This window comes from Blastococcus sp. SYSU D00669, assembly GCF_054050715.1.
This window is the reverse complement of the sequence record NZ_JBJGZV010000014.1, coordinates 20,952-44,575: the sequence shown is the minus strand read 5'-3', so window position 1 is coordinate 44,575 and position 23,624 is coordinate 20,952. Positions and strand designations below refer to the sequence as shown.

Sequence of the window (23,624 nt, the reverse complement as noted above, 5' to 3'; positions counted from 1 at the left end):
ACATGACGCACTTGCCGATGTGGCGCCGCCTGCGCGCAGCGCTGGCCGCGACCGCGGCGGGCGGGCTGCTCCTCGCCGGCTGCACGAGCACCGTGGTGGGGGCCGCCGCACCCGCCGGCAACCAGCTGCGCGACGCCACCCCCGACGAGTTCCCGATCGTCGGGTCCGTGGACGGCGACGAGGTTGACCAGGAGGCGCGCAACGCCCTCGCCGACCTCTACACGTTCTGGGAGCAGGCCTACCCCGAGGCGTTCGGCTCGCCGTTCGAGCCGCTGACCAGCGGGGTCTTCAGCGTCGACCCGGACGACGTCGACGAGGCGACCTACCCGGACGGCGTGAGCTGCGGGCTGGACCCCGACCGGGTCGAGAACAACGCGCTCTACTGCAACGCGCCGGGTCGGGCCAACCCCGACTCGATCAGCTACGACCGCGTCTTCCTCGGCGAGCTCTCGGCCAACTACGACCTGTCGCTGGTCGCCGTGGTCATGGCCCACGAGTTCGGCCACGCCGTCCAGGACCGCTTCGGCTACCGCGGGCCGAGCATCAACCAGGAGACCCAGGCCGACTGCCTCGCCGGCGCCTGGACCGGGTGGATCGCCGCGGGCAACGGCCGGCACACGTCGATCCGCACGCCGGAGCTCGACCAGGTGCTGCGCGGGTACCTCCAGGTGGCCGACCCGGTCGGCACCGACCCCTCCCAGGAGGGGGCGCACGGCTCGTACTTCGACCGGGTCTCGGCGATCGCCGAGGGCTTCGACGACGGCGTCACGGCCTGCCGGGACAACTACGGCGAGGACCGCATCTTCACCGCCGCGGCCGCCGACCCCCGCGACCCGAACGAGGGCGACGCCCCCTACGACCAGACCCTGGACTTCATCGACGACTCGCTGCCGCCGTTCTGGGTGCAGGTCTTCCCGGCCGCCTTCGGCGAGGACTTCCGGGAGCCGGCGGTGGAGCCGTTCGAGGGCACGGCGCCGGAGTGCGTGGCCGGCAACCGCGACCTCGGCTACTGCGAGTCCGACACGACCGTCTACTACGACGAGGCCGACCTCACCCGGCCGGCCTACGACGAGCTCGGCGACTACGCCGTCGCGACCGCGCTCTCGCTGCCCTACTCGCTCGCCGTCCGCTCGCAGGCGGGGCTGTCCACCGACGACGCCGAGGCGACCCGCTCCGCGGTGTGCCTGACCGGCTGGTACACCGCGCAGCTGTTCAGCGGCGCGTTCGAGGGCATCGCCCTCAGCCCGGGCGACGTCGACGAGGCGGTGGAGTTCCTGCTCGTCTACGGCGTCCAGGACAACGTCTTCCCGAACACCGACGTCTCGGGGTTCGAGCTGCTGCGGTCGTTCCGGGCCGGCTTCCTGCAGGGCGGCGGGCCCTGCGAGGTGGGGATCGACGGCTAGCGCGGTCGGGTTGCCGGCCGTCGGCGCGGGCACTGGCGGGGTGTGGACACCGCTCGCACCCGCCGGGGGACGGCGCTCGCCGCGCTGCTCGCCGTCCTGACCCTCACCGGGTGCTCGTTCGTCGTCATCGGCCGGCCCGGCTCGCAGTCGCCACCGACCTCCGACGTCGGCAGCGGCGAGATCACCGTCGTCGGGGCCACCGACGACCCGGTCGACGCCCGGGTGCGCAACGCGCTCGCCGACCTCCAGGACTTCTGGAGCAGCCGCTTCCCCGACGTGTTCGGCACGCAGTTCCAGCCGCTGCAGGGCGGCTTCTTCAGCGTGGACCCGGACGACGTCGATCCGGCCGCCTACCCGCAGGGGATCGGCTGCGGGACCGATCCGCGCGACGTGGAGGGCAACGCCTTCTACTGCTCGGCGCCGGACGCCCCGCACTCGGACTCGATCAGCTACGACCGGGCCTTCCTGGGCCGTCTGGCCGACGAGTACGGGAGGTTCCTCCCCGACCTGGTCACCGCACACGAGTTCGGGCACGCGATCCAGGCCCGGGTCGGCTCCCCGCAGTCCTCGATCGCCACGGAGACGCAGGCGGACTGCCTCGCCGGCGCCTGGACCGGCTGGGTCGCCGACGGCGAGGCCCGGTACACGCAGCTGCGCCCGGCGGAGCTCGACCAGCTCCTGCAGGGCTACCTGCTGCTCCGCGACCCCGTGGGCACCAGCCCGGCGGGCCAGGCGGCGCACGGCTCCGGCTTCGACCGGGTCTCGGCCTTCCAGGAGGGCTTCGACGACGGACCGGCCGCCTGCCGGGACGACTTCGGACCGGAGCGCGTGTTCACCCAGAGCCCGTTCACCACCGACCAGGACTTCGCCAACCGGGGCAACGCCCCCTACGGGGACCTGCCGACGTTGATCGAGGACTCGCTGACCGAGTTCTGGGAGGCCGCGCTCCCGGCCCTGGGCGGGAGCCGGTTCGAGGCGCCCGAGCTGACCGTGTTCCGGACCGGACCGCCGGCGTGCGCCGTCGACGACCTCGACCTCGTCTACTGCGCGGACGGTCCTGTCGTGGGGTTCGACGACACCGACCTGGGCCGGCCCCTCTACGGGGAGATCGGGGACTACGCCGTGATCACGGCGGTCTCGATCGGCTACGCCCTGGCCGCCCGCGACCAGCTCGGTCTCGCCGCCGACGGCGAGGACGCCTACCGGTCCGCGGTGTGCCTGACCGGCTGGTTCAGCGCCGAGCTGGTGGCCGGCTCCCTCCGGACCGCGACGGTCTCCCCCGGGGACCTGGACGAGAGCGTGCAGTTCCTGCTGCAGCACGCCCGGGACCCGGCCGTGCTGCCCGACGTCGACCTGACCGGTTTCGAGCTGGTCGACCTGCTCCGCAACGGCTTCGTCGGCGGTCCCGGGCCCTGCGACGTGCAGGCCTGAGCGGCCTAGAAGAGCGCCAGCGAGAGCTGCCGGCGGGCCGTGCCCACGCGCGGGTCCTGGTCGCCGACGACCGCGAACAGCTCGATCAGGTGGGTGCGGGCCTGGTCGCGGTCCTCCCCCGAGGTGCGGCGGACGACGTCGAGCAGCCGGTCGAAGGCGGCCTCCACCTGGCCGGTGCCGAGCAGGAAGTCGGCGGCGCGGGTCTGCGCGGCGACGTCGTCGGGCGCGGCGTCGGCTGCGGCCAGCGCGTTCGGCCCGGCCTCCTCGGCGCGCCGGAACAGCTGCACCTGGCGCAGCGCGAGCGCGGCGTCGGGGTGGTTCGGGTCCTCGGCGAGGATCGCCTGGTAGGCGGCCTCCGCGCCGGCCAGGTCACCGCGCTCCAGGGCGGCCTCGGCCGCGTCGAGCCGCGGGTCCTCGGGTCCGGCGTCGTCGGGCTCGCCGCCGCCCGGGACCGCTCCCCCGGTGGTCGCGCGCACCAGCTCGGTGACGAACTGCCGCGCCTGCTCCTCGGGGATGGCGCCGGTGAACTCGGCGACCAGCTGGCCCTGCCACACCGCCTTGACCGCCGGGATGCCCTGCACCCGCAGGCCCTGGGCCAGCGCCGGGTTGGCGTCGACGTCGATCTTGGCCAGCACCCAGGAGCCGCCGCCCTCGGCGGCCAGCCGCTCGAGGACCGGGGAGAGCTGCTTGCACGGCCCGCACCACTCGGCCCAGAGGTCGAGCACGACCGGCACCTGGAAGGAGCGGTCGAGCACCTCGGACTGGAAGGTCGCCTCGGTGACGTCGACGACGGCGCTGCCCGGGGAGCCGGCCGGCGCGCCGGCGCTGGGAGGTGGCGCCGCCTGGGCGCGCGCGGCCGCCTCCGAGCGGGCCTTGACGGCGGCGAGGTCGACGGCACCGGCCAGCGAGGCGGCCATCTGCGCCTGCTGCGCCTGAGCCCGCGGGTCGGGACGTCCGGGACGGGTGGGCTGCATGGCGACGATCATCCCACCGCGCGACCGGGCGTGTCGGACCCCCGTCGGGCTCAGAACCTCGCGGGCTCCGTGTAGCTGCCCCACTCCTCGCGCAGCGCGTCGCAGATCTCGCCGAGGGTGGCCTCCGCGCGGACGGCGTCCAGCATCGCGGGCACCATGTTCTCCTCGGTGCGGGCCACCTCGACCATGCGGGCCACGGCCCGGCGCGCGGCCTCGTCGTCACGGTCGCGACGGCGGTCGGCGAGCTCGGCCTTCTGGTCCTTCTCCACCTGGTGGCTGACCCGCAGGATGTCGAGCTGGTCGTGGGCGTCCACCGAGCCGGTCAGCGTGTTCACCCCGACGACCTTCTTGTCGCCCTTCTCCAGCGCGCGCTGGTACACGAACGCGGCCTCGGCGATCTCGCCGGTGAACCAGCCCTCCTCGATGCCGCGCAGGATGCCCGAGGTCATCGTGCCGTCGGAGCCCATCTCCTTGATCCTGGCGAAGATCTCCTCGGCCTGGCGCTCGATGTCGTCGGTGAGCGCCTCCACGTACCAGGAGCCGCCGAGCGGGTCGGCGACGTTCATGACCCCGGTCTCCTCCATGATCACCTGCTGGGTGCGCAGCGCGATCTGGGCGGCCTTGGCGCTGGGCAGCGCCAGGACCTCGTCGAGGGCGTTGGTGTGCAGCGACTGGGTCCCCCCGAGGACGGCGGAGAGCGCCTCCAGCGCCGTCCGGACGATGTTGTTGTCCGGCTGCTGGGCGGTGAGGCTGACCCCCGCCGTCTGGGTGTGGAAACGCAGCTGCTGCGCCTTCTCCGTCTTCGCGCCGTACACGTCGCGCAGCCAGCGGGCCCAGATCCGGCGGGCGGCGCGGAACTTGGCGATCTCCTCGAAGAAGTCGACGTGCGCGTCGAAGAAGAACGACAGGCCGGGGGCGAACGTCTCGATGTCGAGCCCGCGGGACAGGCCGAGCTCCACGTAGGCGAAGCCGTCGGCGAGGGTGTAGGCGAGCTCCTGCGCGGCGGTCGAGCCGGCCTCGCGGATGTGGTAGCCCGAGACCGAGATCGGCTTGTAGGCCGGGATGTTCTCGGCGCAGTACTCCATGAGGTCGCCGATGAGGCGCAGGTGGGGCTCGGGGGCGAAGAGCCACTCCTTCTGCGCGATGTACTCCTTGAAGATGTCGGTCTGCAGCGTGCCGTTGAGCCGGCCGAGGTCGACGCCCTGGCGCTCGGCGGCCACCAGGTACATGCAGAAGACCGGGACGGCGGGGCCGCTGATCGTCATCGACGTCGTCGTGTCGCCGAGCGGGATGTCGCTGAACAGGACGTCCATGTCGGCGGCGGAGTCGATGGCCACGCCGCAGTGGCCGACCTCGCCGAGCGAGCGCGGGTCGTCGGAGTCGCGGCCCATGAGGGTCGGCATGTCGAAGGCGACGGAGAGGCCGCCACCGCCCTCCTTGAGGATCATCTTGTAGCGCTCGTTGGTCTGCTTGGCGTTGCCGAAGCCGGCGAACTGGCGGATGGTCCACGCCCGCCCGCGGTAGCCGGTGGCGTGCAGGCCCCGGGTGAAGGGGAACTCGCCGGGGTAGCCGATGCGCTCGAAGCCGGGGACGGCGGACTCGTCAGCGGGGCCGTAGACGGGGTCGACCTCGACGCCGGACAGCGTGGTGAAGTCGGCGTCGCGGACCTTCCCCGCGGCCAGCGCCGCGTCGTACCGCTGCTGCCACCGCTGCCGGGCGTCGTCGCTCATGCCGAGATGCTAGGACGTCCGAACAAAAACTGCTAGGACGTCCGACTATCTGCCGGGGCGACGTCGGCCACGTCACCCGCCCCCAGCCGGACCCGCCGCAGGATGTCGAACAGGGTGTCCAGCTCGGCATCGGGCAGGTCGCCCAGGCCGAAGTCGAGCGCGGTGAGCTCGCGGGTGGCCACCTCGACGACCGCGCGCCCCGCCTCGGTGATCCCGGCCAGCACCCCGCGGCCGTCGGCGGGGTTGGGCAGGCGCTCCACGTAGCCCGCCGCGACCAGCCGGTCGATCGCGTTGGTGACGCTGGTCGGGTGCACCATCAGCCGGCTGCCGATCACCTTGAGCGGGAGCCGGCCGGTGCGGCTGAAGGTGAGCAGCACCAGCACCTCGTAGCGCGCGAACGTCAGCTCGTGCGGCTTGAGCACCTCGTCGAAGCGGGCGAGCAGGATCTGCTGCACGCGGAACACGGAGGTCGCCGCGCGCATCGCCGCGGCGGGACCGAAGCGCTGCTCCCAGGTCTCCCCGGCGCGCTCGATCGGGTCGAAGGGCAACCCCAGCGCACGGACCATGCCCGGAACGCTACCGGGCGGTACGCAGCACCCGGATGCGCAGCGGAGAGGTATCACCCGCTCGGGACCGCGCCCGCGTGCGCATCGCGACGTCGGCCTGTGGACAACGCCCCCTGACTCCCCTCCCACCCCGGCAGGGTGCTGACGTGCCCCCGCCGCCCGCACGGCCCGACCGCCTCCGCGGGAAGATCTTCCGCGGCTCCACGGCCGTGCGGTCGGGTCTGCTCACCAAGGCGCAGCTGCGCAGCTCCGCCTGGCAGCGGCTGTTCCCCGACGTCTACGCCTGCGCCTCGCTGCCGCTCGACCACCGACTGCGCGCCGTCGCCGTGGCCGGGGTGCTCCTCCGCGGCGCGGTGCTCACCGGCCGGAGTGCGGCGGTGGTGTGGGGAGTCGAGCTGGCCGCGCCCGACGACGACGTCCAGTGCGCGATCGAGCCGTCCTGCCGGGCCGGCGCCGTTCGCGGCGTCGAGGTCACCCGCCGCCTCCTGGCACCCGACGAGGTCACCAGCCGCCGCAGGGTCACGGTCACCACGCCGGTCCGCACGGCACTCGATCTGGCCCGACGTCGACCGCTCGACGACGCGGTGGTCGATCTCGACCGCTTTCTCCGGAGCGGGCTGCTCGACCTGACCGATGTCCGCGACGCCGCCGGCGTCCTCCCGGGCCCCGGGTGCCGGCTCGTGCGCCGGGCGGTGGAACTGGCCGACGGGCTGGCCGGATCACCGCAGGAGACCCGGCTGCGGTTGCTGATGCACCGTTCCCCGCTGCCACGACCGGTCGCGCAGCACGTCGTGCGGGACGCCGGCGGATTCGTCGCCCGCGTGGACTTCGCCTGGCCGGAGGCGAGGGTCGCGGTCGAGTACGAGGGACGCTGGCACGGGCAGAACGTGGCGAGCGACCGTCGACGGTTGAACGGGCTCACCGCGGCCGGGTGGACCGTCCTCTTCGTGACCGCCGAGGACCTCGCCGACCCGGTGGCCGTGGTCGCCCGGATCGCCGCGGCTCTGGCTGCGTCGCGATACGTCTCCGGGCGGTGACGAGGGCCCGGGACACCGCTCGCAGGCGCCCGAGGGCGCCCACGGCGCGGATCTCAGCGCAGCGGCGGCTTCAGGGGCGGGACCTCCCGGACGCCGAAGACCTCGCGCAGCGCCACCCGCGCGGCGTTGTCGCCGCAGGCGCCGTGCACCGCGGGCCCGGGCGGCGTCGCGGCCGAGGCGAGGTACACGCCGTCCACGGGCGTCTTGTAGGTGTTCCACCGCGGCACCGGGCGGGCGAGCATCTGGCGCAGCGTCGCCTGGCCGTTGGAGATGTCGCCGCCGACGTAGCTGGGGTTCCACCGCTCCATCTCGACGGCGTTCTTGGTGACCCGCTCGACGACCGTGTCGCGGAAGCCGGGCGCGAACCGCTCGATCTGGTTCTCGATCGCCTCGGTGACGTCGACGTCCGCGCCGTGCGGGACGTGCACGTAGGCCCAGAAGACGTGCCCACCCTCGGGCGCCCGGGTGGGGTCGGGCACCGTGGGCTGCACGGCCAGCACGTACGGCTTGTCGGTCAGCCGGCCCTCGTTCGGCGCCCGCTCGCCGGCGATCGTCTCCTCGAGCGTGCCGGCGACGTGGATCGTGCCGGCCCGGCGGACGTCGGGGTTGGTCCACGGCACCGGCTCGGACAGGATCCAGTCGACCTTGAACACGCCGGCGCCGTGCCGGTACCGCGACACCCACCGGCGGTAGCCCTCGTGCACCCGGTCGCCGGCCATCGCGACGAACGCCTCGGGCGTGGTGTTCAGGAGCACGGCCGGGACGCCCTCGAACTCGCGCAGGTCGGTCACGTGGTGGCCGGTGACCACCTCACCGCCCTGCTCCTGCAGCGCGGTGACCATCGCGTCGGCCAGCTTCTGCGAGCCGCCCTCGACCAGCGGCCAGCCCACGTGGTGGGCGAGCATCGTCAGCAGCATGCCCAGCGCGGAGGTCAGCGGCTGGCTCAGGTCGAGCATGCCGTGCGCCGCCGCCCCGCCGAGCAGCGCCTGCGCCTCCTCGGTCCGGAAGTAGCGGCGCGCCAGCCAGCGCACGTTCGGCAGCCCGTTGAGCCCGAAGTGCGCGATCTGCAGGGGGCTCCGGGTCGGCAGCGCCCGCAGCCGGCTGGTGAGGAAGAAGTCGACGACGTCGGTGCCGTGCGCGACCAGCGGCTCGAACAGCCGCCGGTAGGCGTCGGCGTCGGGCCCGAGCCCGGCCGCGGTCTCCTCGAGCGACCGGTGCGACACCGCGGCCCGGCCGCCGTCGAGCGGGTGGGCGTAGTTGAGCTCGGGGTGCACCAGCCGCACGCCGTGGCTCTCGGGGTCGAACTCGCGGAAGAACGGCGCGGCCGCGGCCATCGGCTGCACGATCGAGCACACGTCGTGGTGGTAGCCGGGGCGCATCAGCTCCTCGGTGCGCATCCCGCCGCCGGGGCGCTCCGCCGCCTCCACCACCCGCACCCGCAGGCCGGCCGCGGCCAGCCGCAGCGCGGCCGCCAGCCCGTTCGGCCCGGCTCCGACGACGACGGCGTCCGGCTCTCCGTTCACCGCGGCTCCCTTCCCCCCACGGGGCCGGGTCGAACGTCTAGAGCTGCGCGACCAGCTCGTCGGCCGCCGAGTACGGGTCGGTCTCCCCCGCGACCACCTTGCCGGCCAGCGCGCCGAGGGCGGCCGAGCCGTGCACGTCACCGAGCCGCTCGCGCAGCGCCGCGAGCGCGATGGCCTCGATCTCGGCGGCGGCCCGCTCGGTGCGCCGGCGGTGCCCCTCGCCGGAGGAGTCGAGCCACGCCCGGTGGTCGTCCACCTTGGTCAGCACGTCGTCGATGCCGTTGTCCTTGTCGCGGGCGGCGACGGTCTTCACGATCGGCGGCCGCCAGGCGCCGGCCTCGGAGTGCCGCCCGCCCAGCGACAGCATGTAGCGCAGGTCGCGCACGGTCTGCTCGGCGCCGTCCCGGTCGGCCTTGTTGACGACGAAGACGTCGGCGACCTCGAGGATCCCGGCCTTGGCCGCCTGGATGCCGTCGCCCATGCCCGGCGCCACCAGCACCAGCGTGGTGTCGGCCAGCGAGGCGATCTCCAGCTCCGACTGGCCGACCCCGACGGTCTCGACGAGGACGACGTCGCACCCGGCCGCGTCCAGCACCCGGAGGGCCTGCGGCGTGGCCCAGGCCAGCCCGCCCAGGTGACCGCGGGAGGCCATCGAGCGGATGAAGACGCCGCTGTCGCCGGCGTGGTCCTGCATGCGCACGCGGTCGCCGAGCAGCGCTCCCCCGGAGAACGGGGACGACGGGTCGACGGCGAGCACCCCCACCCGCTTGCCGGCCTGCCGGAAGGCGCGGACCAGCGCGGTCGTCGTGGTCGACTTGCCGACCCCCGGCGACCCGGTCAGGCCGATCACCTGCGCTCCCCCGGCGTGCGGGGCCAGCGCGACGGCGACCTCGCGCAGCGCCGGGCTGGCGTCCTCCACCAGGGAGATCAGCCGGGCGACCGCCCGCGCGTCGCCCTGACGGGCACGCGCGACGAGGTCGGGGACGTCGGCCTGCCGCCGCCCGCGCCGCCCGAGCGGGGCGGCGGGGGCCGGCGCCTGGACCGCGGTTCCGTCGGTCAACGAGCGGGCACGTGCAGGACCAGCGCGTCGCCCTGACCGCCGCCGCCGCACAGGGCCGCGGCACCCACACCGCCGCCGCGGCGGCCGAGCTCCAGGGCCAGGTGCAGCACGATCCGGGCCCCGCTCATGCCGACCGGGTGGCCGAGCGCGATGGCGCCCCCGTTGACGTTGACCTTCTCCGGGTCGAGGCCGAGCTCGCGGGTGGAGACGATGCCGACGGCGGCGAACGCCTCGTTGATCTCGACCAGGTCGAGGTCCTTCGGGTCGATGCCCTCGCGCGCGCAGGCCTTGGCGATCGCCCGCGACGGTTGCGTCTGCAGGGTGGCGTCCGGCCCGGCGACGACGCCGTGCGCGCCGATCTCGGCGAGCGGCGTGAGGCCGAGCTCGGCGGCCTTCTCGGCGCTCATGACCACGACCGCGCAGGCGCCGTCGGAGATCTGCGACGCGGTGCCGGCGGTGATCGTGCCGTCCTTGGCGAAGGCCGGCTTCAGCTTCGAGAGGCTCTCCACCGTCGTGTCGGCGCGGATGCCCTCGTCCTCGCGGAACTCGATCGGGTCGCCCTTGCGCTGCGGGATGAGCACCGGGGCGACCTCGTCGTCGAACAGGCCGTTCTTCTGCGCGGCCGCGGCCCGCTGGTGCGAGGCGGCGGCGAAGGCGTCCTGCTCCTCGCGGGTGAGCTCGTAGGCGGCGTTGGCGCGCTCGGTGAGCGCACCCATCGCGATCTGGTCGAACGTGTCCGACAGCCCGTCGTGGGCCATGGCGTCGACCAGCGCGGTGTCGCCGTACTTGGTGCCGGTGCGCGAGTTCATCAGCAGGTGCGGCGCCTGGGTCATCGACTCCATGCCGCCGGCCACGACCACCTCGAACTCACCGGCGCGGATCAGCTGGTCGGCCAGCGCGATCGCGTCGATGCCGGAGAGGCAGACCTTGTTGAGCGTGAACGACGGCACCGACATGGGGATGCCGGCGGCCACCGCGGCCGGGCGGGCCGGGTTCTGGCCGGCGCCGGCCTGGATGACCTGGCCCATGATCACGTAGTCGACCTGGTCGCCGGAGATCCCGGCCCGCTCCAGCGCGGCCTTGATCGCCACACCGCCGAGGTCGGCGGCGGAGAAGTCCTTGAGCGAGCCGAGCAGGCGGCCCATGGGGGTGCGGGCGCCGCTGACGATGACCGATCGGGGCATGGGGGCCTCCAGTGCCGGGCCGCCGTCGCCGGCGACCGAGTCTCGGGGCGCACCAGGGGGTGCGTCGGGCTGCCGCTCAGGATAGGACGGCGACCGGCGCCCGACCCAGACGAGAACCCGGGACGTGATGCCTCCCACACCGGGATGTCGTCTGAGACGTCTTGCGCCACGATGCCGGGATGACCTCCGAGGAGCGCACGGGTCTGCCCCAGGACCTGTTCACCACGATCGACCACGTCGGCATCGCCGTCCCCGACCTGGACGAGGCGATCGCCTTCTACGCGACGGCCTTCGGCGTCCGCTCGGTGCACGAGGAGACGAACGAGGAGCAGGGCGTCCGCGAGGCGATGCTCGCCGTCGGTGACGGCGAGACGCGCATCCAGCTGCTCGCCCCGCTGACGCCGGAGTCCACGATCGCCAAGTTCATCGGGCGCAGCGGCCCGGGGCTGCAGCAGCTGGCCTTCCGGGTGGACGACGTCGAGGCGGTCAGCGCCACGCTGCGCGAGCGGGGGCTGCGGCTGCTCTACGACGTCCCCAGGCGCGGGACGTCGGACAGCCGGGTGAACTTCGTGCACCCCAAGGACGCCGGCGGCGTCCTCGTGGAGCTCGTCCAGCCGGCCGCCACCGGCCACTGAACCTCGAACTCGCGGTACCGGTTACCGACCGGTAACATCCGCCCGCAGTCCGCACCGCCGGGCCCTCCCCCGCCCGCACCGCACCCCCGCAGCCGACGAAGACCCCGGGAGACGCAGTGAACGAGATCAGGGACGCCATCCTCGCCGACCAGCTGGACGCCGTGGCCGGGCTGCCGGTGCCCGAGTCCTACCGGGCGGTAGTGGTGCGCAAGGACGAGCAGGACATGTTCGAGGGCCTGGCCACCAAGGACAAGGACCCGCGCAAGTCGCTGCACGTGGAGGAGGTGGCGACGCCGGAGCTCGGCCCGGGCGAGGCGATCGTCGCGGTCATGGCCTCGTCGGTGAACTACAACACCGTCTGGACGTCGATCTTCGAGCCGGTGTCGACCTTCGGGTTCCTGCAGCGCTACGGCCGGCTCAACGACCTCTCCAAGCGGCACGACCTGCCCTACCACGTGGTCGGCTCCGACCTGGCCGGCGTCGTGCTGCGCACCGGCCCGGGCGTGAGCAAGTGGCAGCCCGGCGACGAGGTGGTCGCGCACTGCCTGTCGGTCGAGCTCGAGGACGCCGCCGGGCACGACGACACGATGCTCGACCCGCAGCAGCGGATCTGGGGCTTCGAGACCAACTTCGGCGGCCTGGCCGAGCTGGCCCTGGTCAAGACCAACCAGCTGATGCCCAAGCCGGCCCACCTGTCCTGGGAGGAGGCGGCCGCGCCGGGGCTGGTCAACTCCACCGCTTACCGGCAGCTGGTCAGCCACAACGGCGCGCAGATGAAGCAGGGCGACGTCGTCCTCATCTGGGGCGCCTCGGGCGGGCTGGGCTCCTACGCCACCCAGATGGCCCTCAACGGCGGCGCGATCCCCGTCTGCGTCGTCTCCAGCCCGGAGAAGGCTGACATCTGCCGCGCCATGGGCGCCGAGCTGGTCATCGACCGCAACGCCGAGGGCTACAGGTTCTGGAAGGACGAGGACACCCAGGACCCCAAGGAGTGGCAGCGGTTCGGCAAGCGGATCCGCGAGCTGACCGGAGGGGACGACGTCGACATCGTCTTCGAGCACCCCGGCCGGGAGACCTTCGGCGCATCCATCTACGTCGCCAAGAAGGGCGGCACGATCGTCACCTGCGCCTCCACCAGCGGGTACATGCACTCCTACGACAACCGCTACCTGTGGATGAACCTCAAGCGGATCATCGGGTCGCACTTCGCCAACTACAAGGAGGCGTGGGAGGCCAACCGGCTCATCGACAAGGGCCTGATCCACCCCACGCTGTCGAAGACCTACGCGATGGCCGACGTCGGCCAGGCCGCCCTCGACGTGAAGAACAACGCCCACCAGGGCAAGGTCGGCGTCCTCACCCTGGCCCCCCAGGAGGGCCTCGGCGTCCGCGACACCGAGAAGCGCGCCCGCTTCGAGCAGCAGATCAACCGCTTCCGCGGGGTGTGAAGAACACCCTGTCCCCCCCGACCCTCGCACGCTCGGGCCGGGTCCCTGGACGGGGCCGGGCGCGGTTGCTGTCAACCAGCTGGGAACCGCGCCCCGACTCCCCCCGACACGCCCGGGCCGACCCCGATGTCTGAGAGGATGGCCCCATGAGCGACCCGCACCGCGACATGATCCCGATGCACGAGGCTCAGCACTCCTTCGACGTGGTGCTGCGGGGCTACGACCGCAACCAGGTCGCGGAGACGATCGAGCGCCTCGAGGCGGATTTCCGCATCGCGATCGCCGACCGGGATGCCGCGGTCGCCCGCTCCTCCGACCTCGCCGGCCAGCTCTCGGCGATGCACGGCGAGATCGAGCAGCTGCGCCGTCGGGCCGCGACCGCCGCCGCCCCGACCTTCGAGAACATGAGCGAGCGCATCTCGCACATGCTCCGGCTGGCCGAGGAGGAGGCCGCCGACATCCGCGCCGTCGCCGAGCGCGACGCCCAGGCGGTGCGTGAGCAGACCGCGGCCGAGGAGCGCGCCATGGCCGAGCGGCACGCCGCCGGCCAGGCCGAGGTCGAGCGGATGCTCGCCGAGGCCCGCCAGAACGCCGAGCAGATCGCCACCAAGGCGCAGATCCGCGCCGACGAGCTGGTGCAGAAGGCCCAGGAGCGCGTCGCGCGCCTCGACGCCGAGTCGCAGGCCCGCCGCGCCAAGGCCGAGGAGGACTTCGAGATCGCGCTGCGCACCAAGCGCGCGGAGGCCGCCCGGCAGGAGGAGGAGCGCGAGCGGGTCTCCACGCAGGCCGCCCGCCAGCGGGTGGCCGCCGCCGAGCAGCACGCCGCGCAGATCGTCGCCGAGGCCGAGGCCAAGGCGGCGGCGATCCGGGAGGTGCGCGACGAGCTGACCTCCCGGCTGCTGCAGGCGCGCCAGCTGCTGAGCAGCCTGCCCGACCTCGGCGACCGCCCGCAGGTCGAGCGCCCGCAGGCCGAGCGCCCGGCCCCCACCGAGGAGCGCCGTCCCCAGCCCACGGGCCCGACGACCAACCAGCTCACCGTCCGCACCGCGGAGGGCGAGTCGGCGGCCGCCCGCCAGCCGATCCGGCAGGACGCGCCGACGGCCCCGACCCCGGCCGGCCCGCCGACCGCCGTCCAGCCCGCGGTGACCGTCGACCAGCCGACCGAGCGGCGGCCCGCGACCAAGCCGCAGCCCCAGGTGCAGCCCTCGGCCGCGCAGGAGCCGGCCACCGGCGGCGCCCGGGTGCCCGTGCCGCCGCGTCCGTCGCCGTCCCCGACGCCGTCGGGCAGTGGCTCGACCGGCCCCACGCCCGCCCCGGCACCGCAGACCCAGGTCATCGAGTCGCCGAGCCAGGGCCGCCGCTGAACCCGCACGCCCCGGGCCCCCGCGACCTCGCTCGTGGGGGCCCGTCGCGTGTCCGGCGCGCCGTCGCTCTGCTCGTCGCCACGGTGGTGGCCGGATTCCTGCAGCCGCCGTCCCCGGCCGCGGCGGCCGACGAGGGCCTGCTGCGCGTCGCGCACCTGTCCCCCGACTCCCCCGCCGTCGACATGACCGTCGACGACCCCGGCGACGCGGTGCCGGCAGTGACGGTCGCCGGGGTCGGTTACGGCACGGTCTCGGACTACGCCCCGGTGGCGCCCGGCACCTACACGGTCAGCCTGCGCGCCGCCGGCGCCGACCCCGCCGGCCCCCCGGTGCTCTCGACCAGCGTCGAGGTCGGGCCCGGGACGGCGAGCACGGTCGCCGGGGTGGGCGCGTTCGCCGACCTGGCCCTGGCCGTGCTCGCGGACGACCTCTCGCGGCCGCCGAGCGGGAGCGCCCGGGTGCGCGTCCTGGCGGCCGCCGCCGGAGCCCCGGTGGTCGACGTGGGTGTGCCCGGGGCGCCGCTCGCCTCGGGGCTCGAGTTCGGGGAGGCCGGGGGGTACGCCGACGTCCCCGGTGGGCCGACGACCCTCGGGGTGGCTCCGGACGGCGGCGCCCCCGTGGAGCTCCCCCTCACCGTCGAGGCCGGCACGGTGTACAGCCTCCTGCTGCTCGACCGCGAGGGCGGTGGCCTCGACGTCCGCCTGGTGCCCGACGCCACGTCGTCCCCCGTGGTGCCGGTGGGCGGGGTCGAGACGGGGGCCGGTGGCACGTCACCCCTGGGCGGGCTACTGGCGCTGGTCGCCGCCCTGACCGACGCCCGTCCCGTGCCGGTGGCGGGCCCGCCCGCCGCAGCGCCGGTACGCGTGCGCATCCCGGCGATCGGCGTCGACAGCCCGCTGGCGCTGCTCGGTGTCGACGCGGCCGGCGTCCTCGTCCCGCCGGCGGACTTCGACCGGGCCGGGTGGTTCTCGGCGGGGACGGCGCCGGGCGACCCGGGACCGGCGGTCATCGCCGGCCACGTCGACTCCTACCTGGGCCCGGCGGTCTTCCACGGGCTCGACCGGCTCGGCCCGGGCGACGCGGTGCTCGTCGACCGCGCCGACGGGACCTCGGCCCGGTTCGTGGTGACCGGAACGGCGCGCTACCCCAAGACGGCGTTCCCGGCCGGCGAGGTGTACGCACCCACGCCGGACGCCCAGCTGCGGCTGATCACCTGCGGCGGCGACTTCGACCGGGGCGAGCGCAGCTACGTCGACAACGTCGTGGTGTCCGCCCGGCTGGCGCCGTGAGGGCTAGAAGCGGCGGCTGCGGGCCCGCCAGCAGGCGGTGTGCCAGTGCCGCCGCTGGTCGGCGGCCGAGTCGGTGTCCCAGGGGTCGAGGTCGGAGTCGCGGGCGTAGGCCGGCCAGGTGACCACGTGCGGCGTCGCCGGCCGGATTTCCTGGTCGCAGCCTGGGCACCGGTAGGCCTTGGTGGACGCCGAGCCGGTCAGCGCCCGCACGACCCAGTCGCCGTCCGTGGCCTCCTCGACGGCCTCGCGCCGGGGCGGGGGGCCGGACCGTCGACCGGGCGCCGACGGACCACCCCTCCTGCGCCGCGGCACCGCCGTCAGCGGTTCGCGTAGTCCCGGAAGCCGCGCCCGGTCTTGCGACCCAGGTAGCCCGCGGTGACCAGGTGCTCGAGCAGCGGCGCCGGCGCGAAGCCCGGCTCGCGGAACTCGGTGTAGAGCTCGCGCTCGATCGCCAGCGAGACGTCGAGGCCGACGACGTCGAGCAGCTCGAACGGGCCCATCGGGTAGCCGCAGCCGACCTTCATCGCGGCGTCGATGTCGTCGGCGGTCGCGTAGTGCGCCTCGAGCATCTTCACCGCGTCGTTGAGGTAGGGGAACAGCAGCGCGTTGACGATGAACCCGGCGCGGTCGGTGCAGGAGACCGCGTGCTTGCCCAGCTGTGCGCTCACGGCGTGCGCGGTGGCGGCGACGTCGGGCGCGGTGGCGATCGTGGAGACCACCTCGACCAGCTTCATCACCTGGGCCGGGTTGAAGAAGTGCATGCCGACGACGTCGGCGGGCCGCTCGCTGGCCTTGGCGCACTCGATGACCGGCAGGCTGGACGTCGTGGTGGCCAGCACCGCCCCCGGCTTGCAGATCTCGCCCAGGTTGGCGAAGAGCGCCTGCTTGGTGCCCAGGTGCTCGACGACCGCCTCGATGACGAGGTCGACGTCGGCGAGGTCGTCCAGCGAGGTGGTGCCGCGGATCCGGCCCAGGACCTCGTCGCGCTGCGACTCCTCCAGCCGGCCGCGGGAGACCTGCTTGTCCAGGGACTTCGCGAGCACGGACTGCACCGCCTCGACCTTGTCCAGGGTGCGGGCGACGAAGGTGACGTCGAAGCCGCCCTTGGCGACCACCTCGATGATGCCGGTGGCCATCGTGCCCGAGCCGACGACGCCGACCTTCGACACCGGCCGCGCCCCCTCGGAGGCACCACCCTCGGCCGGCGTCAGCGCGTCCGGCACCACCTGGGCGGAGTCGCGCTCGGCGTAGGTGTAGAAGCCGCGGCCGGTCTTCCGGCCCAGCAGGCCCGCGGTCATCATCTGCTTGATGATCGGGCTGGGTGCGTGCAGCCGGTCGCGCGACTGCTTGTACATCGTGTCGAGGATCTCGTAGGCGGTGTCGATGCCGATGAGGTCCATCAGCGCGAGCGGGCCCATGGGTAGGCCGCAGCCCAGCCGCATCGCCGCGTCGATGTCCTCACGGCTGGCGTACCGGTTCTCGTACATCGAGACGGCGTGGTTGAGGTAGCCGAACAGCAGCGCGTTGGCGATGAAGCCGGCCTTGTCGCCGATGGTGACGTCGACCTTGCCCAGCCGCTCGGCCAGCGCCTCGACGTCCTCGATGACCGCGGGGTCGGTGACGACGGTGCGCACCACCTCGACCAGCTTCATGACCGGCGCCGGGTTGAAGAAGTGCATCCCGATGACCTTGCTCGGGCGGCCGGTGGCGACCGAGAGCTCGGTGACCGACAGGCTCGAGGTGTTGGTCGCCAGGATCGTGTCGGCCGGGCAGATCTTGTCCAGCGCGGCGAAGATCTCGGTCTTGAGCTCCATGCGCTCGGGCACGGCCTCGATGACCAGCTCGGCCTGCGCGAGGTCCTCCAGCGAGGTGCTGAACCGGATCCGCTCGAAGATCGCGTCGCGCTCGGCCGGGTCGAGCTTGCCGCGGCTGACCGCGCGGTCGGTGGAGTGCTCGAGGTGCCCGCGGCCGCGCCCCAGCGCCTCCTCGCCCACCTCGACGGCGGTCACGTGCAGCCCGGCGCGGGCGAGCACCTCGGTGATGCCGGCACCCATGGTGCCCAGCCCCACGACGCCGACCTCGGTCAGTTCTCTGGCCACGCTGCCACTCCTCCTGCCGTCCGCGGATCGCAGGAAGTCTCTCACCCGCGGGCGCGGCCGCGCGCGGTGGTCTACTGGTCGGTAACCAGGCCCCGTCCCGAGGCTCGCCCCGAGCTTGCCAGGGGTGAGGAGGACGGGGTCCTTCTACCGTTCAGAAGAGGCGCTGGGAGGGGTCGTCGGTGCCCTTGAGGACGGCGTAGTCGACGGTCAGGCAGTCGATCCCGCGGTCCTGCGCGAGCACCCGCGCCTGCGGCTTGATCTCCTGCGCGGCGAAGACGCCCTTGACCGGCGCCAGCAGCGGGTCGCGGTTGAGCAGCTCGAGGTAGCGGGTCAGCTGCTCGACGCCGTCGATCTCCCCCCGCCGCTTCACCTCGACCGCGACGGTGGTGCCGCTGGCGTCCCGGCAGAGCAGGTCGACCGGGCCGATCGCGGTCGGGTACTCGCGGCGGACCAGCGACCACCCGGCGCCGAAGGTCTCCACGTGCAGGGCCAGCAGCCGCTGCAGCTCGGCCTCGACGCCGTCCTTCTGCAGGCCCGGGTCGACACCGAGGTCGTGCGAGGAGTCGTGCTCGACCGCCTCGACGGTGATGACCAGCTGCTCGCCGGCCTTGTTGGTGACCGTCCACGTGCCGGCGCCGTCGGTGAGCTCGTCCCTGAGCGTGCAGGGCGGGCTCATCCAGTTGAGCGGCTTGTACGCGCGGTCGTCGGCGTGGATCGACACCGAGCCGTCGGCCTTGACCAGCAGCAGCCGCGTGGCCATGGGCAGGTGGGCGGTCAGCCGCCCGAAGTAGTCGACGGAGCAGCGGGCGATGACCAGACGCACGGGCGCCGACGCTACCCGTCCGGTTCCGTCACAGCGTGTCGCGGGCTCGTGTCGCGGGCGGTGCGCCAAGGTCCCCGGTGTGCAGCGGAGCCGTCGTCGTGCCGGCGACCTTCTCCCTCGTCGCCGGCACGGGCCGGAACCGGCGCGTCCCGTGGGTCGTCCTAGGGCCGTGACGACGATCCGGACGACGGTGGCGGCGGTGCTGCTGCTCGTGCTGGCGGCGTGCGCGGCACCGGCCGCCGACGACGGCGGTGGCGGCGGCGGGACCGAGGGCCCCTACCCCTACGCCGCCGACGACCTCGTGCTGCAGGTGGCGTGGACCGGCGGGTTCGTGATGCCGCAGACGGCCGCCGCGCGGCTGCCGCTGGTGAGCGTGTACGGCGACGGCCGCGTCCTCACCGACGGGCCGGTGCCGGCGATCTACCCCGGGCCCGCCCTGCCCAACGTGCAGGTCCGGCAGATCGGCGAGGACGAGGTGCAGGAGCTCGTCGACGCCGCCCTCGAGGCCGGTGTCGGCGACACCGCCGACCTGGGGATGCCGCCGATCGCCGACGTGCCCACCACCCGCTTCACGGTGTCCACCGGGCTGGAGACCATCGTCCGCGAGGTGTACGCCCTCGTGGAGGGCGCCGAGGACGGCCTCACCGAGGAGCAGGTGGCCGCCCGCGCGGAGCTGAGGGGCTTCCTCGACGAGCTGACCGGGCTCGGCGCCGCGGCCACGGAGCCGTACGAGCCGGCGGCGGTGGCCGCGCTCGTCACCCCCTACGCCGCCGAGCCGGAGTTCCCCCAGCCCGACACCGCGTGGCCCGGTCCGCCGCTGCCCGGCGAGCCCTTCGACGAGCCGCTCGGCCTCACCTGCGTGCTCGCCGGCGGCGAGCAGACCGCGCCGGTGCTCGAGGCCGCGCGCGCGGCCAACCGGCTCACCCCGTGGCTGTCGGCCGACGGCGCCCGGTGGTCGCTGACCTTCCGGCCGCTGCTGCCGCACGAGACCGGGTGCGCGGACCTGCACGAGGGCTGAGACGACGGCGCCCCGGCCCTCCGCGGACGGAGGACCGGGGCACCGGTGGCGCGGCTCAGGCGCGCACGGGCTCGCGCAGGTCGGCGTCCACACCGCCGCGCTCGTCGACCCGGGCGAGCGGGTCCACCGTGGAGGTCGACCGGTAGCGGTCGACGTCGAGGATGCCCTCCCGCTTGGCGACGATCGTCGGCACGAGGGACTGGCCCGCGACGTTCACCGCCGTCCGGCCCATGTCGAGGATCGGGTCGATCGCCAGCAGCAGACCGACACCGGCCAGCGGCAGGCCGAGGGTGGACAGCGTCAGGGTGAGCATGACGACGGCGCCGGTGACGCCCGCGGTGGCCGCGGAGCCGACGACCGAGACCAGGGCGATGAGCAGGTAGTCGGTGATCGACAGGTCGACGCCGAAGAACTGCGCCACGAAGATCGCCGCCAGCGCCGGGTAGATCGCGGCGCAGCCGTCCATCTTGGTCGTCGCGCCCAGCGGCACCGCGAACGAGGCGTAGGAGCGCGGGACGCCGAGGTTCTGCTCGGTCACCCGCTCGGTCACCGGCAGCGTGCCGATCGAGGAGCGGGAGACGAACGCCAGCTGGATCGCCGGCCAGGCGCCGGCGAACCACCGCAGCGGCGACAGGCCGTGCAGCCGCAGCAGGACCGGGTAGACGACGAAGAGCACCAGCGCGAGGCCCGCGTAGACGGCCCCGGCGAAGACGCCGAGCGAGCCCAGGGACTCCCAGCCGTAGCTGGCCACGGCGTTGCCGATCAGGCCGACCGTGCCCAGCGGGGCGAGCAGGATGACCCACCACAGCACCTTCTGGACGACGGCCAGCGCCGCCCGGACCACGGCGAGGAACGGCTCGGCCGGCTCGCCGACCTTGAGCACCGCGACGCCGATCGCGACCGCGATGACGATGAGCTGGAGGACGTTGAACGACAGGGCGCCCTCGGCCGAGCCCTGCAGGCCGAGGACGTTGCCCGGCACCAGGCCGGTGAGGAAGTCCCACCACGAGCCGGTGCTCTCGGGCACCTGCTGGGCGGCGGCGTCCACCGAGCTGTTGCGGCCCGGCTCGGTGAGCAGGCCGAGGCCGATGCCGATCGAGACGGCGATCAGCGCGGTGATCGCGAACCACAGCAGCGTCTGGCCGGCCAGCCGGGCGGCGTTGGAGACCTGCTTGAGGTTGGCGATGCTGACGATGACGGCGGTGACGACCAGCGGCGGGACGAGGACCTTCAGCAGCGTGACGAAGGTGCTGCCGATCGTCTGGAGGGTGCTGGTCAGCCAGTTGGGGGTGCCGTCGGCGACCGGGCCGAGGTCGCGGGCGACCAGACCGAGCGCGACGCCGACGGCGAGGGCGAGGAGGACCTGCGCCGCGAACGGGACGCGGCGGAGACGGGCGAGCACGAGGAGGGGTTGCCTTTCAGGGGTTCGGGAGGGTCGACGGCGCGGCGGCGTCAACAGCCGGCGGTCGTCACCCGGCCGAAGTCGAGCGCGCGGCGGCGCGTCAGGCCCCAGAGGTTGTGCACGGGAGGGTCAATGCCGTCCCAGCGCGCAACCATCCCGGGTGTGCGCACCCTCACGCCCGGCGCTAGACCCCCACGTGGGCGAGCGCCTGCAGCAGCAGCGTGCTCTGCCCGTTGGCCATCTCGGCGAGCACGGAGGGCTGGCGCGCCTGCTCGGGGGTGAACCAGGTGAGCTCCAGCGCGTCCTGCGACGGGGCGCAGTCGCCCTCGACCGGCACCACGTAGGCCAGCGACACCGCGTGCTGCCGCGGGTCGTGGAACGGCGTCACCCCGGGCGTCGGGAAGTACTCGGCGACCGTGAAGGGCTGCGGCGCGGTGGGCAGGCGGGGCAGCGCCAGCGGGCCGAGGTCCTTCTCGAGGTGGCGGAGCAGCGCCGAGCGGACCCGCTCGTGGTAGAGCACCCGCCCCGACACCAGCGCCCGCTTGACCTGGCCGTCCTCGCCCATGCGCAGCAGCAGCCCGACCTCGGTGACGGTGCCGCGCTCGTCCACGCGCACGGGGACGGCGTCGACGTAGACGATGGGCAGGCGCTCGCGGGCGGCGTCCATCTCCTCCCGGGAGAGCCAGCTGGTGCCCGACTGCGTCACCTCGGTCATGCGCACTGTCTAGCCGACGCCGCCGGGCGCTGCCCGGCCGAGGCGGCTAGTCCGGCCAGACGGGTGAACGCTTCTCCAGGAACGACGCCATGCCCTCCCGGGCGCCCGGCAGCTGGCTGGCCGACGCCATGACCTCGACGGCGATCGCGTAGGCGTCCTGCTCGGGGCGGTCCAGCTGCGCGTACATGGTCTGCTTGCCCCAGGCCTTGCTGGCCCGGGAGCCGCGGGTGGCCCGGCCGAGCAGGTCGCGCACCGCGGCGTCGAGCTCGTCGTCGGGCACGACGCGGTTGACCAGTCCCCAGTCCAGCGCCGTCCGGGCGTCGATGACGTCACCGGTGAGCGCCAGCTCCATCGCGCGCTTGCGGCCGACGTTGCGGGCGATCGCGACCATCGGGGTGTGGCAGAACCAGCCGCCCTTGCCGCCGGGGGCGGCGAAGCCGGCCGACTCCGCCGCGACCGCCAGGTCGCAGGAGGCCACCAGCTGGCAGCCGGCCGCCGTCGCCAGGGCGTGCACCCGGGCCAGGACGACCTGGGGCACCTCCTGGATCGTCCGCATGAGCTCCGTGCAGAGCGCGAGCAGGCTGCGGACCTCGGTCACCGGGCGGTCCTTGACGTCGCGGAAGTCGTGGCCGGCGCTGAACACCGGCCCCTCACCCGCTAGCACGATGCCCGTCGCGTCGGTGCCGCCGGCCTCGGTGAACGCGGCGAGCAGCTGCCCCAGGTGGTCGCGGGCGAGCGCGTTGCGCCGCGCGCCCCGGGTCATCGTGATGCAGATCGTGTCGCCGTCGCGCTCCACCCGCGGTGCGCCGTCCTCGGTCATGGGCCGACTCCACCACCGCGGGGCGCACCCGGCAAGATCGACCCATGGAGCCCGTCCGGTTCGGCCTGGTGGGGTACGGCTTCGGCGGCCGGTACTTCCACGCCCCCCTGCTGGCCAGCGCGCCCGGGTGCGACTTCCTCGGCGTCGTCACCACGTCCCCGGAGCGCCGGGAGCTCGCGCGCCGGGAGCACCCCGGGACGACGACGTTCGACTCCCTCGAGGCGCTGGCCGACGCCGGCGCCGAGGCGGTGGCGATCTCCACCCCGGCCGACACGCACACCGCGCTCACCGACCGCGCCCTCGACCTCGGGCTGGCGGTGGTCTGCGACAAGCCGTTCGCCCTCGACGCCGAGGCCGCGCGCGGCTCGGTCGCGCGCGCCGAGCGCCTCGGGCTGCCGCTGGCGCCGTACCAGAACCGGCGCTGGGACTCCGACTTCCTGACCGTGCGCGCCCTGGTCGACGGCGGCCGGCTCGGCACGGTCACCCGCCTCGAGTCGCGCTTCGAGCGCTTCGACCCCGAGCCCGGCCCGCCGGCGGCCGGCGGTGGCACGCTGCGCGACTTCGGTGCCCACCTGGTCGACCAGGCGCTGGTGCTGCTCGGCCCGGTCGCGTCGGTGTACGCCGAGTGGCACGTCAACGCGCACGGTCTGGACGACGACTTCTTCGTCGCGCTCGCCCACCGTGACGGCGCCCGCTCGCACCTGTACGGCAGCTGGACCCAGGGAGCGCCCGGCGACCGGTTCCGGGTGAGCGGCACCGAGGGCGCCTACACCGTCGGCGGGCCGATGGACGGCCAGGAGGCGGCCCTGCTCGCCGGCCGGACGCCCGCCACCGAGGGCGCCGGCTGGGGCGCCGAGCCCGAGGAGCGCTGGGGCCGGCTGCGCCGCGGTGACGCCGGCGAGGTCGTGCCGACGTCGGACGGCGCCTGGGACACCTTCTACCCGGCCTTCGCCGCCGCGGTCCGCGGGGACGGCGACGTGCCGGTGCCCGCGCGCGACGCCGTCGTCACCGCCACCGTGCTCGACGCCGCCCGCCGCAGCGCCACCGAGGGCGTCGTCGTCGAGATCGGAGGCTGAGAGCGCGGGGAACCTGCGCTCCCGGCC

21 protein-coding genes are annotated in these 23,624 nt (G+C 74.1%); 9 read left to right on the top strand and 12 right to left on the bottom strand.

Annotated elements, in window-relative coordinates; genetic code table 11:
- Positions 1-2 precede the first annotated feature (2 nt).
- Positions 3-1,403, top strand: coding sequence for a neutral zinc metallopeptidase (locus tag ACI8AF_RS11940; RefSeq protein WP_456539923.1), 1,401 nt, complete (start codon positions 3-5; stop codon positions 1,401-1,403).
- Positions 1,404-1,445: 42 nt separating this feature from the next.
- The gene (locus ACI8AF_RS11935; RefSeq protein ID WP_456539922.1) at positions 1,446-2,834 is read left to right on the top strand and encodes a neutral zinc metallopeptidase; all 1,389 of its coding nucleotides are present in this window, start codon (positions 1,446-1,448) and stop codon (positions 2,832-2,834) included.
- 5 nt (positions 2,835-2,839) lie between these two features.
- Here ACI8AF_RS11935 and ACI8AF_RS11930 read toward each other — a convergent pair whose 3' ends face one another.
- Genes ACI8AF_RS11930 through ACI8AF_RS11920 form a run of 3 tightly spaced genes read right to left on the bottom strand, consistent with a single transcriptional unit; the run spans position 2,840 to position 6,104 of the window.
- Positions 2,840-3,808: a tetratricopeptide repeat protein gene (locus ACI8AF_RS11930; RefSeq protein ID WP_456539921.1), complete on the bottom strand. Its 969-nt coding sequence runs from the start codon at positions 3,806-3,808 to the stop codon at positions 2,840-2,842.
- A 50-nt stretch (positions 3,809-3,858) separates the two neighbouring features.
- Positions 3,859-5,538, bottom strand: a complete 1,680-nt coding sequence (locus ACI8AF_RS11925; protein WP_456539920.1) for an acyl-CoA mutase large subunit family protein — start codon at positions 5,536-5,538, stop codon at positions 3,859-3,861.
- 32 nt (positions 5,539-5,570) lie between these two features.
- Complete coding sequence (locus ACI8AF_RS11920; protein WP_456539919.1) at positions 5,571-6,104, bottom strand: MarR family winged helix-turn-helix transcriptional regulator; 534 nt, start codon at positions 6,102-6,104, stop codon at positions 5,571-5,573.
- 146 nt (positions 6,105-6,250) lie between these two features.
- Between ACI8AF_RS11920 and ACI8AF_RS11915 the strand changes: the two genes are divergently transcribed.
- Complete coding sequence (locus tag ACI8AF_RS11915; protein WP_456539918.1) at positions 6,251-7,141, top strand: DUF559 domain-containing protein; 891 nt, start codon at positions 6,251-6,253, stop codon at positions 7,139-7,141.
- A 53-nt stretch (positions 7,142-7,194) separates the two neighbouring features.
- Here ACI8AF_RS11915 and ACI8AF_RS11910 read toward each other — a convergent pair whose 3' ends face one another.
- The 3 genes from ACI8AF_RS11910 to ACI8AF_RS11900 are packed head-to-tail and all read right to left on the bottom strand — an operon-like array spanning position 7,195 to position 10,908.
- Positions 7,195-8,664 carry a phytoene desaturase family protein gene (locus tag ACI8AF_RS11910; protein WP_456539917.1) on the bottom strand — a complete coding sequence of 490 codons (1,470 nt, stop codon included), beginning with the start codon at positions 8,662-8,664 and terminating at the stop codon, positions 7,195-7,197.
- Positions 8,665-8,701: 37 nt separating this feature from the next.
- Positions 8,702-9,724, bottom strand: a complete 1,023-nt coding sequence (gene meaB, locus ACI8AF_RS11905) for a methylmalonyl Co-A mutase-associated GTPase MeaB (protein WP_456539916.1) — start codon at positions 9,722-9,724, stop codon at positions 8,702-8,704.
- Positions 9,721-10,908, bottom strand: coding sequence for an acetyl-CoA C-acetyltransferase (locus ACI8AF_RS11900; protein WP_456539915.1), 1,188 nt, complete (start codon positions 10,906-10,908; stop codon positions 9,721-9,723). The genes meaB and ACI8AF_RS11900 overlap by 4 nt, the downstream gene beginning before the upstream one ends.
- A gap of 179 nt (positions 10,909-11,087) precedes the next feature.
- Here ACI8AF_RS11900 and mce point away from each other — a divergent pair, with 179 nt between their 5' ends.
- The 4 genes from mce (at position 11,088) to ACI8AF_RS11880 (ending at position 15,644) form a co-directional block, all read left to right on the top strand.
- Positions 11,088-11,543, top strand: coding sequence for a methylmalonyl-CoA epimerase (gene mce / locus ACI8AF_RS11895; RefSeq protein ID WP_456539914.1), 456 nt, complete (start codon positions 11,088-11,090; stop codon positions 11,541-11,543).
- A gap of 116 nt (positions 11,544-11,659) precedes the next feature.
- Positions 11,660-12,991 carry a crotonyl-CoA carboxylase/reductase gene (ccrA, locus tag ACI8AF_RS11890; RefSeq protein WP_456539913.1) on the top strand — a complete coding sequence of 444 codons (1,332 nt, stop codon included), beginning with the start codon at positions 11,660-11,662 and terminating at the stop codon, positions 12,989-12,991.
- 146 nt (positions 12,992-13,137) lie between these two features.
- Positions 13,138-14,355: a DivIVA domain-containing protein gene (locus ACI8AF_RS11885; protein ID WP_456539912.1), complete on the top strand. Its 1,218-nt coding sequence runs from the start codon at positions 13,138-13,140 to the stop codon at positions 14,353-14,355.
- Positions 14,356-14,438: 83 nt separating this feature from the next.
- Positions 14,439-15,644: a class F sortase gene (locus ACI8AF_RS11880; RefSeq protein ID WP_456539911.1), complete on the top strand. Its 1,206-nt coding sequence runs from the start codon at positions 14,439-14,441 to the stop codon at positions 15,642-15,644.
- Positions 15,645-15,647: 3 nt separating this feature from the next.
- On the opposite strand, the gene ACI8AF_RS11875 is transcribed toward ACI8AF_RS11880, so the two are convergent.
- The 3 genes from ACI8AF_RS11875 to nucS form a co-directional block, all read right to left on the bottom strand.
- Positions 15,648-15,854, bottom strand: coding sequence for a hypothetical protein (locus ACI8AF_RS11875; protein WP_456539910.1), 207 nt, complete (start codon positions 15,852-15,854; stop codon positions 15,648-15,650).
- Between the two features lie 107 nt (positions 15,855-15,961).
- Positions 15,962-17,743 (bottom strand): 3-hydroxyacyl-CoA dehydrogenase family protein, encoded by a 1,782-nt coding sequence (locus ACI8AF_RS11870; protein ID WP_456539909.1) that lies wholly within the window; start codon positions 17,741-17,743, stop codon positions 15,962-15,964.
- Between the two features lie 151 nt (positions 17,744-17,894).
- Positions 17,895-18,566 carry an endonuclease NucS gene (gene nucS, locus ACI8AF_RS11865; protein ID WP_456539908.1) on the bottom strand — a complete coding sequence of 224 codons (672 nt, stop codon included), beginning with the start codon at positions 18,564-18,566 and terminating at the stop codon, positions 17,895-17,897.
- Between the two features lie 169 nt (positions 18,567-18,735).
- Here nucS and ACI8AF_RS11860 point away from each other — a divergent pair, with 169 nt between their 5' ends.
- Positions 18,736-19,584: a hypothetical protein gene (locus ACI8AF_RS11860; protein ID WP_456539907.1), complete on the top strand. Its 849-nt coding sequence runs from the start codon at positions 18,736-18,738 to the stop codon at positions 19,582-19,584.
- 55 nt (positions 19,585-19,639) lie between these two features.
- Here ACI8AF_RS11860 and ACI8AF_RS11855 read toward each other — a convergent pair whose 3' ends face one another.
- From ACI8AF_RS11855 to ACI8AF_RS11845, 3 genes are all read right to left on the bottom strand, one after another.
- Positions 19,640-20,986: a dicarboxylate/amino acid:cation symporter gene (locus ACI8AF_RS11855; protein ID WP_456539906.1), complete on the bottom strand. Its 1,347-nt coding sequence runs from the start codon at positions 20,984-20,986 to the stop codon at positions 19,640-19,642.
- A gap of 184 nt (positions 20,987-21,170) precedes the next feature.
- Positions 21,171-21,701 carry an NUDIX hydrolase family protein gene (locus ACI8AF_RS11850; protein WP_456539905.1) on the bottom strand — a complete coding sequence of 177 codons (531 nt, stop codon included), beginning with the start codon at positions 21,699-21,701 and terminating at the stop codon, positions 21,171-21,173.
- Positions 21,702-21,747: 46 nt separating this feature from the next.
- The gene (locus tag ACI8AF_RS11845; RefSeq protein WP_456539904.1) at positions 21,748-22,521 is read right to left on the bottom strand and encodes an enoyl-CoA hydratase-related protein; all 774 of its coding nucleotides are present in this window, start codon (positions 22,519-22,521) and stop codon (positions 21,748-21,750) included.
- A 44-nt stretch (positions 22,522-22,565) separates the two neighbouring features.
- On the opposite strand from ACI8AF_RS11845, the gene ACI8AF_RS11840 reads away from it, so the two are divergent.
- Positions 22,566-23,597, top strand: a complete 1,032-nt coding sequence (locus tag ACI8AF_RS11840; RefSeq protein WP_456539903.1) for a Gfo/Idh/MocA family protein — start codon at positions 22,566-22,568, stop codon at positions 23,595-23,597.
- Positions 23,598-23,624 lie beyond the last annotated feature (27 nt).